12 protein-coding genes are annotated in these 14,831 nt (G+C 55.3%); 8 read left to right on the top strand and 4 right to left on the bottom strand.

What is annotated here, in order from left to right:
- Positions 1-91 precede the first annotated feature (91 nt).
- The gene (locus JK232_RS15065; protein WP_072930442.1) at positions 92-2,317 is read left to right on the top strand and encodes a glycosyl hydrolase family 18 protein; all 2,226 of its coding nucleotides are present in this window, start codon (positions 92-94) and stop codon (positions 2,315-2,317) included.
- Positions 2,318-2,412: 95 nt separating this feature from the next.
- On the opposite strand, the gene JK232_RS15060 is transcribed toward JK232_RS15065, so the two are convergent.
- From JK232_RS15060 to JK232_RS15045, 4 genes are all read right to left on the bottom strand, one after another.
- Entirely contained in the window at positions 2,413-2,799 is a 387-nt protein-coding gene (locus JK232_RS15060; RefSeq protein ID WP_072930440.1) for a helix-turn-helix domain-containing protein, read from the bottom strand.
- A gap of 114 nt (positions 2,800-2,913) precedes the next feature.
- The gene (locus JK232_RS15055; RefSeq protein ID WP_072930438.1) at positions 2,914-3,129 is read right to left on the bottom strand and encodes a hypothetical protein; all 216 of its coding nucleotides are present in this window, start codon (positions 3,127-3,129) and stop codon (positions 2,914-2,916) included.
- Positions 3,130-4,002: 873 nt separating this feature from the next.
- Positions 4,003-4,326, bottom strand: coding sequence for a DUF2502 domain-containing protein (locus tag JK232_RS15050; protein ID WP_394853992.1), 324 nt, complete (start codon positions 4,324-4,326; stop codon positions 4,003-4,005).
- Between the two features lie 155 nt (positions 4,327-4,481).
- On the bottom strand, positions 4,482-4,727 hold the full coding sequence (locus JK232_RS15045) for a DinI-like family protein (protein WP_072930436.1): 246 nt from the start codon (positions 4,725-4,727) through the stop codon (positions 4,482-4,484).
- A gap of 809 nt (positions 4,728-5,536) precedes the next feature.
- Here JK232_RS15045 and tssB point away from each other — a divergent pair.
- The 7 genes from tssB (at position 5,537) to tssH (ending at position 14,668) form a co-directional block, all read left to right on the top strand.
- Positions 5,537-6,034: a type VI secretion system contractile sheath small subunit gene (tssB, locus tag JK232_RS15040; protein ID WP_212589389.1), complete on the top strand. Its 498-nt coding sequence runs from the start codon at positions 5,537-5,539 to the stop codon at positions 6,032-6,034.
- A 29-nt stretch (positions 6,035-6,063) separates the two neighbouring features.
- The gene (gene tssC / locus JK232_RS15035) at positions 6,064-7,614 is read left to right on the top strand and encodes a type VI secretion system contractile sheath large subunit (RefSeq protein WP_101857536.1); all 1,551 of its coding nucleotides are present in this window, start codon (positions 6,064-6,066) and stop codon (positions 7,612-7,614) included.
- A 14-nt stretch (positions 7,615-7,628) separates the two neighbouring features.
- Positions 7,629-8,972 carry a type VI secretion system baseplate subunit TssK gene (tssK, locus tag JK232_RS15030; RefSeq protein ID WP_072933852.1) on the top strand — a complete coding sequence of 448 codons (1,344 nt, stop codon included), beginning with the start codon at positions 7,629-7,631 and terminating at the stop codon, positions 8,970-8,972.
- Positions 8,969-9,643, top strand: a complete 675-nt coding sequence (gene tssL / locus JK232_RS15025; RefSeq protein WP_101829442.1) for a type VI secretion system protein TssL, short form — start codon at positions 8,969-8,971, stop codon at positions 9,641-9,643. The genes tssK and tssL overlap by 4 nt, the downstream gene beginning before the upstream one ends.
- Complete coding sequence (locus JK232_RS15020; RefSeq protein WP_212589354.1) at positions 9,640-11,343, top strand: OmpA family protein; 1,704 nt, start codon at positions 9,640-9,642, stop codon at positions 11,341-11,343. Before tssL ends, JK232_RS15020 begins: the two co-directional genes overlap by 4 nt.
- Before the next feature lie 3 nt (positions 11,344-11,346).
- Positions 11,347-11,838, top strand: coding sequence for an Hcp family type VI secretion system effector (locus JK232_RS15015; RefSeq protein ID WP_072933516.1), 492 nt, complete (start codon positions 11,347-11,349; stop codon positions 11,836-11,838).
- A 169-nt stretch (positions 11,839-12,007) separates the two neighbouring features.
- Positions 12,008-14,668 (top strand): type VI secretion system ATPase TssH, encoded by a 2,661-nt coding sequence (gene tssH, locus JK232_RS15010; RefSeq protein ID WP_212589353.1) that lies wholly within the window; start codon positions 12,008-12,010, stop codon positions 14,666-14,668.
- Positions 14,669-14,831 lie beyond the last annotated feature (163 nt).

Below are 14,831 nucleotides of genomic sequence, written 5' to 3'. Positions count from 1 at the left end.
TTTTAGTCTTGGCCGATTTATCTATCATCCACGCTCGTTTTAATTAAATACCGTTATGATCAACACATAAATTATTTTAAAGGATATAATTATGAAACTAAGCAAGATCACGACTGCCATTCTTTTGGCGGCTGTGTCTGCACCTTTGGCTGTGTCAGCGGCTGCACTGTCAGCCAATGACAACACCAATAAAATTTCCGGTCTTGATAAGAGCCAGATGATTTCCCGTGATAATGGGAAAACCTGGTCAGCTTATGTCTCTGAAAAACAGAATAATTTTACCGGCACTCTGAGCGTTGTTGTCGCGAAGAAAGATGATCAGGCGATTAAAGCGGTTGATTATGATCCCACGGCTACCTATTCCCAGGCGAATACACTGGTGCGTTACAACGGCTACTACTGGAGCAACAAGTGGTGGTCTAACCCAGGCGAACTGCCGGGCAGCAATGAAGTCTGGGCAAAAGGCACGAAAATTGCGGTGAATAAGCTCGCTACGTTCAAATTCACGCCTTTTACCGGCAAACAAGCCACTGATTTCCAAAAGCAACAAAAAGCGAAAGTCGCTGAACAACGTAAAGTGATCGGTTACTTCCCTGAGTGGGGTGTGTATGACGCGCATAAAAACTTTACCCCGGAAAAAATCGATTTCTCTCAAATTACCCATCTGAATTATGGCTTTGCCGTGGTTAAAAATGGTGAAGTCGGCATTCATGACACCTATAAAGGGCCTGAATTACTCCGTCAACTCGATAAGATGACCGAAGACGCAGGCGTCACCAATATGATTTCGGTGGGCGGCTGGAATAACTCCTTCGAAGGCGTCTTCGAAGCGGCGACGGCCACCGATGCGGGCGTGGATAAGCTGGCAGACAGTATGCTGGCCTTTATGCTGGAGTGGGGCTTCGACGGGGTTGACGTGGACTGGGAATACCCGGATACCGCAGCAGAAAAAGCGCAATTCACCAAACTGATGCAGAGCCTGCGCAGCAAGCTGGATGCGCAGGGCAAGAAAGATGACAAGTACTATCAGCTCTCTGCGGCAGTGACCACCAACCACAAAAACATTGAATTTATCAACCCGGCTGTGACCACCCCGTTAATGGACAGCGTGAACGTGATGGCGTATGACATTCACGGCGCGTTTGATTCTATTACCGGCCACAACGCCCCGCTGTATGCCAACAGCCATGATGCTGACCAGAAACTCAACGTCGCGTCCACGCTGAAAGAGTACGCGGAAACCTATCACGTACCGAAAAACAAGCTGATGGTCGGCATTCCTTACTATGGCCGCGGCTGGGGCAATGTCGAGCCGACCGAAATCGTCAAAGGTCTGCCTGGCTTGCTTGCGGCAGGTTCTGCGACCTCTCAGGGGGCCTGGGATGACGCTGGTCAGTTCACCGGCACTAACCCGTGGTATGTGCTGAAAGAAAAACTGGCCAACGGTGGCTTTACCCGTTACTGGGACAGCGAATCTCAGGTGCCGTATATGTATAACGCCGCCACCAAAGAGTTCCTGACCTATGACGATGCGGAATCTGTCCGTAAAAAAGTCAACTTCATTAACAAAGAAGGCTACGGCGGTGCGATTGTCTGGGATCTGAGTGGCGATACGCCGGATCATGAACTGGGCAAAATCGTGAAAGATGTCAAAGAGTATGTCGCCGGCGAAAATGATGTCGAATCTATTTTTGTTGATGTTCTTGATAATAAGCGCCGCATTAACGTTAACTTTGATAAAGACCAGCTGAAGTCCACTAATAACTACCGGGTGGAACTGGATGGTGCCTATGTATTTTCCGGCTCGAAGGGCAGTGTTTACTACAGTGCTCAAAAGACTTACGGTGATATTACCAACGTCTACACTGCTAATGTTTCTAACCAGGTAACACCGGGTAAGGTCATTACCGTTGAGCGCACCTATCCTGACCATAAAGTACTGAAAACGTTGACCGTCACTGAAAATATGTTGAATAACACCAACCCGGTCATTGCGAATGACGATGTCACCGCAATCCGGATTGAAAAACGTAACGGTAAGCCAAATGTTGCTATCGATTTCAAAACCGATAAATTAAAAGGCCAGAACGGTTATATTGTGAAACTTGACGGCCCGGACAGAAAAGGCCGTTATACTTTCCATTGCGATAACGGCAAATGCCAATATGGCAAAATCGAAGATAAAGGCAATAACATCTCCACCGTTTACACTACCGGTGGTGGCTTTAAAGCTAACCATAAAATCATCGTTGAGCGTCGCGCACCGAATCCAGGCGTGCTGATGGAAATGATGATCACTGAAGATATGCTGAAATAATTCCGGCACTATTCAGTAATACGTTGTTCAAACGCCCCGGCTTCCATGGCCGGGGCGTTTTTTATCGCCATTACATAGCGCCGGGCAGGCCGGTGTCAGGCTGTTTTCTGGTGGATAAGGTGCAGCGGCGGGGCAATGTCCAGCGTGATGTCCGGGTTTTGCCGGAACTCGTGCGGGGTAATGTTAAAGCGCTTGCGGAACATGTAGGTAAAGTGCGACTGGGAGCCGAAGCCAAAATCCATCGCAATATCGAAAATCGGCGTATCGCTGGCACTGAGCTGGTATACCGCGCCCGCCAGACGGCGTTCGCGGATGTACTTACCCAGCGAAATGCCTGTGGATTCTTTGAACAGTTTCTGCATGTGCCACAGGGAGTAACCGGAGTAGTCGGCCAGCTCTTCCAGATGGATGACGCGGCCAAGGTGGTTTTCAATCCACTTGCTCAGGGCGCAGACAACTGTGATATGAATATCGTGTGCCATGGGTTTGTCTGTTTCTGAATTTGATATAGGGCAGTATACACAAAAACGATGAAATAGCGGAGCGGGAGAGGCAGGGTGGATGCAGCGGCCCGGCTTCCGGACCGCCACAAAGAATCAGTGATGGAGATGACGGGTAATGATGCCCAGCGCAGCGGCGCGGTCGTCAGCAGGATCGGGCGATAATGCATAGGCACCCTGCGCATCAATCCTGACTGCCCACCAACCCTCTGCCTCGCCAAAGATGGCGTAACTTCCCTGTTCACAGGCCGTCAGCAGCTCATCAGCCTCAAGCTGATAGACGACGTTATCCAGATAGACCGTTTTAATCATTTCTCATCCTTGAACATTGATGGCCTGAATACAACCGGCGGCATTATTGCTACCTGGCTGCGGTATTCAGGAATACCTCAAGCCGGCACTCTAGTATCAGCCTGCTGCCGGTGGCTGTGAAGCATAACGTCTCAAATCTGCGAGTTGTCACAAAAAGTGAGAGGATGAAAAAGGTAAGTTACTACTTTTCAGCAGATTACCTCTGTTTTGGTCATCGGGACGATGGGCTGCCCGGTTAAAAAAGTTGTACGGCCAGCATGACCATCGAAAACCAGAACAGGGCGCAGCCGCTCAGCAGCAAGGTCCAGACAGAAGACAGTGTTGGGATCAGGGTCATAGCAGCCTCAGGCATCAGGGAAGAGAGGTGCCATTATTGATCACCCGCCTGGCGGCAATAGGAGGAGCAGAGAGGGGTTTTGCTGTTAATTTAGGCGGTAAACATTTACTTAAACCGTCGCCCACGGATAAACCAGGCAATGGCATCATTCAGCACCGCCATTGCCGCCGGAATACCGGCCATCAGCCAGTAAAAATGCGTGCCCTTGACCGGGGTACCGCTACCGCGTTCAGCCCCACGGATTAGTCCCTTGCATCAGCGAAATAATGCCGGCGCACACGGCAATAAAACAGACAAAAACGATCAATAACCGAATCATCAGTCACGACTCCCTTAATGAGGTTGGGAAATTTACCGGGCAATATTTTTTCAGAAACCCATTAAAAAACAAACTGAATTTCTTATTGATATGCCTTTGCCGCAAAGAGGACAGTGAAAACCGTACGGGAATCAGGGGGAAAGGGAAGGGGGAACGGCGAAAACCGGGTTAATGATGTCGAAAATTAACCGGCAGCCCTCAGGGCAGCCGGTGAGTATTACCAGTCATCATGACCATGATGATGCCAGTGCGGCGGGGGGCCGTCGTGCCAGTCATCATGCCAGTGCGGCGGCGGGGGCGGCGGGCCGTCATCGTGCGGCTCTTCCACCCAGACCCAGCGGCCATCTTCGTGATGGCGGTGATGGTGGTGCCACCACTGCGGATCACGCCAGTCATCACCGTCCCAGTAATAACCACGCCGATCCTGGTCACCAATATGCAGTGACAGCCCAGGGACATTCACGCCCAGTTCAACGCCCGCATGGGAAACCAGCGGGCAGGACAATAACAGGGCAAACAGTGTGACGGCTTTTTTCATCATAATAAACTCCAGCGCCTGATAGTCAGGTGCCGCTAAAGTAATCCTGAAAAAAACCAGCGCCTATAGGATTTTATCCCATTTACGCAGTCATACGGATTCTTAACAGTTGCGACTGAAAAAACACACTTTTTTCCATTTTAAGCCATTTTCCGCGTTTAATAGTCGCTGTGTGTCAGCCATTCATCCGCATCATCAAACATCTCTTCCACTAATCGGTTCAACACCGATTTGTCTTGTTTGTTGGCGTCACTGTTCAGGCCATTCGCCTGCATCGCTTTCACTTTGATTTCGGCATCCGGGAACACACGGTGTACACGTTTGGTCAGCTCAGCGGTAATCATGGCATGGGCGTTCGGCAGCCCGGCCACATTGCGTTTATCGTAAATCAGCTCTACACGCATGGCGCGTCCTTATAAGGTGGCAAATTCAAGGTGGACGAATATACAGTGGTTGCTGTCATTTCGCTATGGGTTTGCCGGGTGAGGCAAAAAAATTTTTTATGGCAGCCAGATCAGCAAGCTTGTAGGCAAAGTGCAGTGAAATCGCGGACTGTCATCAGGCCTGTAACAGCACATGCCCGGTGAATCGTTTTTCAACGGATACATTATGTGAAGCTGAAAAAGTATACCGGTAGCCTGCGCTCTGCATATTACCCTATAAATGCTGAATCATAGCCTCGGCATAGTTTAATACCTTCTTATACATTGCTCCCGAAGAAATAGAGATAAACTCAGGCGTAGGGTCTTATCTTGTTTAAATAAGAATCTTAGGTATTTCCTATTATGGAATAGTGAAACAAGTTGAATTTTGGCCTGATCGAAAAAGCAACTATTTATTTGAGTGATTAAATCATAATTTTTATACTTTAATTCTATGATTGTAGGCTGGCTAATGTTTAATTGTTAATCTTAAATATTGTTAAAGTCATGATATTATTAAATCGATTTCTGTAAATATCTTTGATTTTAAAGGGTTTTTATGGAATCAAATGAAGCAGTAAGAGGGTGGTTAAATTTATAGTAACCAGGGTTTACTATTGTATAAAAAATAATTATAGCAAAAGTGTGTAAAGTGGTTCTTTTAAGTTGATATTATTTGTGCATATAAATTTAAGTGGTATTTTAAGCGGGTAGGCGGTCGGCCTTTTATGCTTTTCCCAAGGCGAATTATTTCTTAATTGCGCCTTCTCTTTCCTTATATAAAAGGAGTTATCGTGTCCAGTTCGTTTCAAAATGAGATCCCTAAGGCCCGCGTTAATATAAAGCTTGATCTGCACACCGGCGGCGCCCAGAAAAAAATGGAATTACCCCTGAAACTGGTGGTGATGGGCGATTACAGCAACGGGCAGGAGCATCGCCCGGTTTCTGAACGTGAAAAAGTCAGCATCAATAAAAACAACTTCAACAGCGTCCTGGCGGAGTTCGCCCCCACGGTCAACCTCACGGTGAAAAACACCCTGGCCGGTGACGGTGCCGAGGAGCGTGTCCGCCTCGCGTTTCGCGAGATGAAAGACTTTGAACCCGAGCAGGTGGCCCGCCAAATCCCGCAGCTGCGCGCCATGCTGGCGATGCGCAACCTGCTGCGTGACCTGAAATCCAACCTGCTCGACAACGTCACCTTCCGCAAAGAGTTCGAAAACATTCTGAAAGACCCGTCCCTCAGCGATGCGCTGCGTGACGAACTCAATGCCCTGGCGCCGAAGGCGTAACTCCCCGATTAATGGATTAATGCGAGATAATGCTTATGTCTGTCAACACTGAAAAAGCCGCCGCTGCCGGTCAGACCACGGTGCTGGAACGCCCAGAGGCCGCAGGTGTCTACGCTTCCCTGTTTGAAAAAATCAACCTGACGCCGGTGTCAGCGCTCAGTGACCTGAACGATTTTCAGGACGGCGCTGCCCTGGCAGATGTGACCGCTGACCAGCGCGTGACTGCCGCCGTCCAGGTCTTCCTGGCGCGCCTGAAGCAGTCCGGCCAGACCGTGGAGCGCCTGGATAAAACCCTGCTCGACCACCATATCGCTGAGCTTGACCACCAAATCAGCCGCCAGCTGGACGCCGTGATGCACCATAACGCGTTCCAGCAGGTAGAGTCTGCCTGGCGCGGCCTGAAGTCGCTGGTGGATCGCACCGATTTCCGCCAGAACGTGAAAATCGACGTGCTGGATGTCGCTAAAGATGACCTGCGTCAGGATTTTGAAGACAGCCCGGAAATCGTTCAGACCGGCCTCTACTACCACACCTATATCCAGGAGTATGACACCCCCGGCGGTGAGCCGATTGGGGCGATTATTTCCAACTACGAGTTTGATGCCTCCTCGCAGGATGTGGCGCTGCTGCGCAATATCTCCAAAGTCTCGGCGTCGGCACATATGCCGTTTATCGGCTCCGTCGGCCCGGCCTTCTTCCTGAAGTCATCGATGGAAGACGTGGCGGCCATCAAAGACATCGGCAACTACTTTGACCGCGCCGAGTACATCAAATGGAAAGCATTCCGCGACTCCGATGATGCGCGCTATATCGGCCTGACTATGCCGCGCGTGTTGGGCCGCCTGCCCTATGGCCCGGACACCGTGCCGGTGCGCAGCTTCAACTATGTGGAAGAGGTCAAAGGCCCGGACCATGAGAAATACCTCTGGACCAACGCCTCCTTTGCCTTCGCCGCCAATATGGTGAAAAGCTTTATCAAAAACGGCTGGTGCGTGCAGATCCGCGGCCCGCAGGCGGGTGGGGCGGTCACTGACCTGCCGATCCACCTCTACGATCTGGGCACCGGCAACCAGGTGAAAATCCCGTCAGAGGTGATGATCCCGGAAACCCGCGAATTTGAATTCGCCAACCTGGGCTTTATCCCGCTCTCCTACTACAAAAACCGCGACTACTCCTGCTTCTTCTCGGCGAACTCCGCCCAGAAGCCCACGCTGTATGACACAGCGGATGCCACGGCCAACAGCCGCATCAATGCGCGCCTGCCGTACATCTTCCTGCTGTCACGCATTGCGCACTATCTGAAGCTTATCCAGCGTGAAAACATCGGCACCACCAAAGACCGCCGCCTGCTGGAGCTGGAGCTGAACACCTGGGTGCGCACGCTGGTCACCGAAATGACCGATCCGGGCGATGAACTGCAGGCTTCTCACCCACTGCGCGACGCGAAAGTCACGGTCGAGGATATCGAGGACAACCCCGGCTTCTTCCGCGTGAAACTCTACGCCGTGCCGCACTTCCAGGTTGAAGGGCTGGATGTGAACCTGTCGCTGGTCTCGCAGATGCCGAAGGCGAAAGCCTGAAGCCCGGAGGATCAATGAAGATAGAGCGACCGTTATGGATGCAGGGCGTCATGGTATCGCCACAGCATTTCCAGCAGCAGGCCGCCTTTACGGCCTGGCATACCGAGTGCATCGCGCTGATGGGCGTGATGCATCCCTGGGGCGTGCTGGAGGCTGAGTTTGACCGTAATGCGTTGAAACAAGGCCGGCTTAAAGCCGGCCGTCTGGTGGTGCGTTTTCCTGACGGCACCCTGACGGACAGTGAAAATGCTGATGCGTTACCGCCGACCCTGACACTCCCTGAGATAAATCACCGCGACATTACGGTGATGCTGGCGCTGCCGCAACTGTACCCAAATGGTGGCAACTGCCTGAAACCAGAGGAAGTGGCTGAGCGTCCGGTGCGTTATCGCCAGCGGTGGCATGAGGTACGTAATTGTTTTGGTGACGATACGCGCCAGATTGCCACACTGCAGCACGAACTGACACTGCGCCTGGATTCACAGGATAACAGCAATTATCTGGTCTGCCCGGTGGCGCGGTTGCACCGGGATGAGCAAGGAGGGTGGGCGCAGGACACCACCTTTATTCCTCCATTGTTAAGCCTGAAAGCCAGTCCGTGGCTTATCAATCAGCTCGAACTGCTGATGACCCAGTTGCGGACCCGGCTGGCACGTTTGATGGCCATGCGCCGTGAAAGCAATGAACGCATGGCCGATTTTGCTGTGGCTGATGTGTCGCTGTTCTGGCTGCTGAATGCACTTAACGGTGCGGAGCCGGTGCTGGGTAATTTTCAGCGTCATGGGCAGGTGCATCCTGAGTGCTTGTATCAGGAGCTGGCCCGCCTGGCGGGCAGCCTGCTGACGTTTTCGCTGGCGCATACCGTGACAGCCATCCCTTTCTACCGGCATGAACAGCTGACGGACGTTTTTCCACCTTTGTTTGAGCTGCTCGGTGAGCTGCTCGAAGCCAGCCTGCCTTCACGCGTGGTGGCAGTGGAACTGACTCATGAAAAACGGCTGCGTCAATGGCAGGCACGCCTGCACGACCCGAGACTGCGTGAGCAGGTGGACTTTTATCTTTCAGTTCGGTCGTCGCTGCCGGTGGCGCAACTGCTGGAACAGTTCCCGCAACAATGCAAGGTAGGCAGTCCCGATGAAGTAGGAGAGGTCATTAATGCTTCCCGGCAGGGCATCCCGCTGCGTGCGTTGAGCCATGTACCGGCGGCTATTCCGTTGCGGCTGGAAAACCAGTATTTCGCACTGGATATGACCCATCCCGCAGCGCAGGGCATGCAAGCGGCAGGAAGCTGCGTGTTTTATGTCCCCGGAACACTGGGTGAGCCTGAGCTTGAACTCTTTGCGGTGCTGAGAACATGAGTGACAACCAAACGTGTGACATTGATGCCCTGTTGCAGGAAACGTGGCTTGTGGTGATCAGCTTGCGTCACGGGCCGGAATTTAAGGAGGGGGATGGACAACGGCTTTGGCAGCATTGTGTAGATAATATTGAACAAATTCAGCAGCAACTGACGGCGGCGAATTACAGCGCAGAGAGCCGTCAGCATATTTTGTACGCGCAATGCGCACTCCTTGATGAAGCGGCAAAAAGCCGCGGTGTACACGATGATGCGTGTATCCAGTGGTACAACAGGCCGCTTCAGGGGCAGTTTTTCGGCAACCTGAATGCCGGTGACCATTTGTATGAACGTATACGTCAGGTGTTGCGTGAAACCGCACCCGATATCGCTGTGCTGACCTGTTTTCACCGGGTACTGATGCTCGGTTTTCTGGGCGGTTTTACCGGAACGCATGTACCGGAAAGAGAGCGATTGGTTCGGGAGCTGGCCGAAAGGGTGCCGGCTTACAGCTTCTCCCTGAATCATCCGGTACTGACCCCGGCTTCGGCAGGGATGGGAATGGGAGCGTGGCTGCGTCACTGGCCGGTACGTATTGGCCTGTCGGTAATTAGCCTGGCAGCGCTGTGGTGGGGGCTTAATCACTGGCTCGACAACCTGATCATCACGCTGTTGCCGGGAGGGATGCGATGAAGCCCGCGCTGCAACGGGGATTATGGTTATGGGCAGGGTTGCTGGCCGTCATGCTATGCCTGCTGTTTTTACCGCTCCCGCCTGCTGCCCGTGGGGCCGGTGTGGGTATCGTTATCGTGATAGTCATCATCGGTCTTATCCGTGTCGGCCGACAACCTGTGGATGCTGGCTCACTGCGCTTTTCCGGGTTGCCGGGGGCGTCTTACCGCTTACCGATCGTTTTGGTATGTGGAGAAAAGGCAGATTGGCCGGGGAACAGTACGACATATCAGACCTCGCAGGGTTGCTGGCTGCGGGTGGATGAGGGCGTTGAGCTGCGCCATATTGTGCACGAGTTACTGTGTCTGCGCCCGTCCTGGGCCGGCCAGCTGGCAGTTATGGTCTGCGTTAATCCTCAACAATATGAGCATACTACGGCGCTGGCACCCCGGTTATATGAACTGCGCTGGCAGATAAACCGGCTGCGGCGCGAAACCCGGCAGACGGTTCCTTTGTTGCTGAGCAGTCGTATCGCCGGTCAAACCGTTACTGAGCCTGTATGGCAGGCTGTCCTTCCCGGAGGGCTGATACGTGTCTGGCAAGAAGATTATGCCCCCTACAGCGTTCCTGTCTGGACTGCTCAGGATGAAAGCGGCGCGCGCTTGCAGCAACAGGTGATGCTGAACAGCCTGGCAAGCTGGTTCAGCCAGCATGTTTCTTCTGTTTTCACCGCGGAATCTCCTGATATTCCAACAATACTGCCTTGTGCGGTGTTGTTCCATCAGGGCCGGTCGATGGCCGATACTGCAAAACATACCTGCTGGGCGCACTGGCTGCAGCAACAGACCGGCCTTGTTCAGGTAGCAGGTTGGATGCCAGCAGATGAACATTCGGCCCTCCCATTGCCGGATTTTGTATTGCCGTTGCTGCCGAAAGGCTATGCACTCACTGCGCCTCAGCGGGCGGGCAGCCACGCGTTCATATTGTTGACGCTGGCGGCTATAGCCGCCCTATGCAGCAGCGGCTGGCATAACCGGCAACTATTACAGCGGACCGCATTTGATATCCGGCATTACTACGCCATAGCCATGCAGGATGACGAGCCTAAAGCACGGGCTGTCGCAGTATTGCGGGCGCATGCGTCGCAACTGGATAACTGGGCACGTAATGGTGAGCCGCTGCGTCTTGGGCTGGGCCTGTACCAGGGCGGCCGCCTGCGCCTGCCTCTGCTGAATGCAATAAGAAGCTATGTTCCGCCGCTTCCCTCCTCTACACCCGCTCCCAAGCCTGCACCCAACATCATCCGCCTCAACAGCCTCTCTCTGTTCGACGTGGGCAGCGCTCAGCTGAAACCCGCCTCTACAAAGGTGCTGGTGAATGCCCTGGTGGGGATTAAGGCCAAACCGGGCTGGCTGATTGTGGTCGCCGGCCACACCGATGACACCGGGGACGCGGCGTCCAACCAACTGCTCTCCCTGAAACGCGCGGAGTCGGTGCGCAACTGGATGCGCGACACCGGCGCGATACCGGAGAGCTGCTTTGCAGTGCAGGGCTACGGCGAAAGCCGCCCGCATGACACCAATGACACGGAGGCGGGCCGGGCGGCCAACCGCCGGGTCGAAATCAGCCTGGTACCGCAGGCGGATGCCTGTCAGGTCACCGGCGCAACCACCGTATCACCGGCTCTGGGTGATGCGTTAACTCAAAAAATGGAGAAGTAACTCATGGCAATTCCAGTCTATTTGTGGCTCAAAGACGACGGCGGTGCAGACATCAAAGGCTGTGTGGATGTCAAAGACCGTGAAGGCAGCATTGAGATCGTGGCGCAGGAGCATGACCTGTATATCCCGACTGACAACAACACCGGCAAGCTGACCGGCACCCGTATCCACACCCCGTTCCTGTTTACCAAGGAAATCGACGCCTCCACGCCGTACCTCTATAAAGCGGTGACCACCGGCCAGACCCTGAAATCGGCTGAGTTCAAATGGTACCGCATCAATGATGCCGGTCAGGAAGTGGAGTACTTCAACACCAAGCTGGAGAACGTCAAGCTGGTGAAAGTCGCGCCGGTAATGCATGACATCAAAGACCCGGCCTATGAGAAGCACAACCACCTGGAAAGGGTTGAGCTGCGCTACGAAAAAATCACCTGGACCTACAAAGACGGCAACATCATTCATTCCGACTCCTGGAATGAACGCACCACCGCGTAACACCCCGCACAGCAGACGGTTCGCCGTCTGCTGTTTTTTTGCTGTTTTTGTTTGCGAAATCGAAACACGACACCGCAAAACCAAAACAGCACAACAGTCCCGGGCATCAGCCTTATGCGCTTTGGTTCACAGCGAAGGGCGGTAGCGTGTCTGAAAAGGAGAGAAAATAATGGAACATCAGCAAGCCGTATTACTTCGTCGTTTAAACCCCTATTGCGCCCGTGCGCTGGAGGCGGCGGCCATGCTGTGCCGCACCCGTGCGCACGCTGCCGTGACTGTCGAGCACTGGTTGCTCAAACTGCTGGAGCTGGGCGAGGGCGATATCACGGTGCTGGCGCGCCGTTATGAGTGGGACATGGACGCGCTGTGGCAAAGCCTGCTGGCGCACCTGGATGCGCTGCCGCGCGCGGTGCAGTCCCGTCCGCAGCTTTCGGACGAAGTACAGACGCTGATGCAGGCCGCCTGGCTGAATGCTTCGCTGCAGGACGCTGCAGACACTATCCGCAGCGTGCACCTGCTGGAGGCGCTGCTGGCGCAACCCATGCTGCTGCGCTGTGAGGGGGCGTGGCCGCTGTTCAGCCTGAGTGCGGCCCAGATTACCCGCCTGAAACCGCTGCTGGATGCGCAGTCTGACGAGCGGCCCGAACGGCAACAGCAGGCGGCCCTGAACCAGACCGCCCCTGTGCTGGAGGATGAGAGGCAAAACGCGGCGGGCAGCACCGGCCACGGTCTGAGCGAGGCGCTGCAGGCGGCGCTGGATAAATTCACCCTGGATATCACGGCAAAAGCGAAAGCCGGGGAGATCGACCCGGTGTTCGGCCGCGACAGCGAAATCCGCCAGATGATTGACATCCTCTCAAGGCGGCGCAAAAACAACCCAATTCTGGTGGGCGAGCCGGGCGTGGGCAAAACCGCGTTGGTTGAAGGGCTGGCGCTGCGCATTGCCGAAGGTGAGGTGCCGGAGAGCCTGAAACCCGTAAGCCTGCGCACGCTGGATCTCGGCCTGTTACAGGCGGGCGCAGGGGTGAAAGGCGAATTTGAGCAGCGGCTGAAAAACGTGATTGATGCAGTGCAGCAGTCGCCGGTGCCGGTGCTGCTGTTTATTGATGAGGCGCACACCCTTATCGGTGCAGGCAATCAGGCGGGCGGCGCGGATGCGGCCAACCTGCTGAAACCGGCGCTGGCGCGGGGCGAGCTGCGCACCATCGCGGCCACCACCTGGAGCGAGTACAAGCAGTATTTTGAGCGCGACGCGGCGCTTGAGCGACGTTTCCAGCGGGTCAGTGTTGAGGAGCCGGATGATGCCGCGGCCTGTTTAATGTTGCGCGGGCTGAAATCGCGTTATGCGCAGCACCACGGCGTGCATATCCGGGATGCGGCCATCACCGCCGCCGTGACGCTCTCCCGCCGTTTCCTGACCGGGCGCCAGTTGCCTGACAAAGCCGTAGATCTGCTCGACACCGCAGGCGCGCGGGTGCGCATGAGCCTTGACACCCTGCCGGACGCGTTGACGGCCCTTCATGCGGAGCTGGCGGCTCTGCTGCTGGAGCAGCAGGCGATTGAACAGGACCTGCGGCTGATGCCGGACAGCGGCTCAACCCGCCTGCAGGAGATTGAGCAGCGCCGCACGCTGCTGACGACGGAGCAACAGCGGTTGCAACAGCAGTATGATGAAGAGAAAAGCCTGGCCCGGCGCATTATGGCGGCGCGGCAGGAGATAGCCGACGCGGCCCACCTGGCGGCGCTGCAGGCAGAGCTGCTGCAGGTGCAGGGCAGTGCGCCGCTGCTGTCGCTGGATGTGGATGTGCGCACCGTGGCCGGCGTGATTGCCGACTGGACCGGCGTGCCGCTCTCAAGCCTGCTGAAAGATGAACAGACCGACCTGCTTTACCTCGAACAGCACCTGGGTAACCGGGTAGTGGGGCAGGATACCGCACTCAGCGGCCTGGCCCAGCGCCTGCGGGCGGCGAAGACCGGCCTGACGCCGGAGAATGGCCCGCTGGGGGTGTTCCTGCTGGTCGGCCCGAGCGGCACCGGGAAAACCGAGACCGCGCTGGCACTGGCGGACAGCCTGTTCGGCGGCGAGAAATCCCTGATTACCATTAACCTCAGCGAATATCAGGAAGCCCACACCGTCTCCCAGCTCAAGGGCTCCCCGCCGGGGTATGTCGGCTACGGCCAGGGCGGCGTGCTGACCGAGGCGGTCCGCAAACGCCCCTACAGCGTGGTGCTGCTGGATGAGGTAGAGAAGGCGCACCGCGACGTGCTGAACCTGTTCTACCAGGTGTTTGACCGCGGCTTTATGCGCGACGGCGAAGGTCGGGAAATCGATTTTCGCCACACAGTGATCCTGATGACCGCCAACCTCGGCAGCGACCTGCTGATGCAGTTGCTTGACGAACAGCCGGACGCCGGCGACGGCGAGCTGCATGAATTGCTGCGCCCGCTGCTGCGTGACCACTTCCAGCCTGCGCTGCTGGCGCGCTTCCAGACGCTGATTTACCGCCCACTGAACGCCGCTGCCCTGCGCACTATCGTGGCGATGAAGCTCGCGCAGGTGGCCGGCCGCCTGACCCGGCACTACGGTCTGCACTGCCATATTGAGGAGAGCCTGTATGACACGCTGGTTGCCGCCTGCCTGCTGCCGGACACCGGGGCGCGCAATATCGACAGCCTGCTCAACCAGCAGATTTTACCGGTACTGAGCCAGCAGTTGCTGCAACGCCGCGCCGCGCAGCAGCCCACCACCCACCTGACCCTGGGCTGGGAGGAAACAGAGGGCATTGTGCTGGCGTTTGATGGGGAAGTTATCGATAAGGAAGATGAATAATGAAAAAGAACCCCCCGATATTCTTCGACCACCGCCACCATCTGCTGCGCGTGCGCGGCTGCACCGCGGAGCTGGATATGCTGGGTCTGACCGCGGAGGAGGCCCTGAGCCGGCCCTTCTGCTACACCCTCACGTTTACCTGCACCGATAAGGCCCTCGACCC

The organism is Nissabacter archeti (assembly GCF_018257325.1).
Lineage (GTDB): Bacteria > Pseudomonadota > Gammaproteobacteria > Enterobacterales > Enterobacteriaceae > Chimaeribacter > Chimaeribacter arupi.
Note: the sequence above shows the minus strand (reverse complement) of the source record. Positions and strands in the feature narration are given on the sequence as shown.

Excerpts from the sequence above, each read along its gene's own strand:
- JK232_RS15065 (WP_072930442.1), top strand. The coding sequence starts at position 92 with ATGAAACTAAGCAAGATCACGACTGCCATTCTTTTGGCGGCTGTGTCT.
- JK232_RS15060 (WP_072930440.1), bottom strand. The coding sequence starts at position 2,799 with ATGGCACACGATATTCATATCACAGTTGTCTGCGCCCTGAGCAAGTGG.
- JK232_RS15055 (WP_072930438.1), bottom strand. The coding sequence starts at position 3,129 with ATGATTAAAACGGTCTATCTGGATAACGTCGTCTATCAGCTTGAGGCT.
- JK232_RS15050 (WP_394853992.1), bottom strand. The coding sequence starts at position 4,326 with ATGATGAAAAAAGCCGTCACACTGTTTGCCCTGTTATTGTCCTGCCCG.
- JK232_RS15045 (WP_072930436.1), bottom strand. The coding sequence starts at position 4,727 with ATGCGTGTAGAGCTGATTTACGATAAACGCAATGTGGCCGGGCTGCCG.
- tssC (WP_101857536.1), top strand. The coding sequence starts at position 6,064 with ATGCTTATGTCTGTCAACACTGAAAAAGCCGCCGCTGCCGGTCAGACC.
- tssK (WP_072933852.1), top strand. The coding sequence starts at position 7,629 with ATGAAGATAGAGCGACCGTTATGGATGCAGGGCGTCATGGTATCGCCA.
- tssL (WP_101829442.1), top strand. The coding sequence starts at position 8,969 with ATGAGTGACAACCAAACGTGTGACATTGATGCCCTGTTGCAGGAAACG.
- JK232_RS15020 (WP_212589354.1), top strand. The coding sequence starts at position 9,640 with ATGAAGCCCGCGCTGCAACGGGGATTATGGTTATGGGCAGGGTTGCTG.
- JK232_RS15015 (WP_072933516.1), top strand. The coding sequence starts at position 11,347 with ATGGCAATTCCAGTCTATTTGTGGCTCAAAGACGACGGCGGTGCAGAC.
- tssH (WP_212589353.1), top strand. The coding sequence starts at position 12,008 with ATGGAACATCAGCAAGCCGTATTACTTCGTCGTTTAAACCCCTATTGC.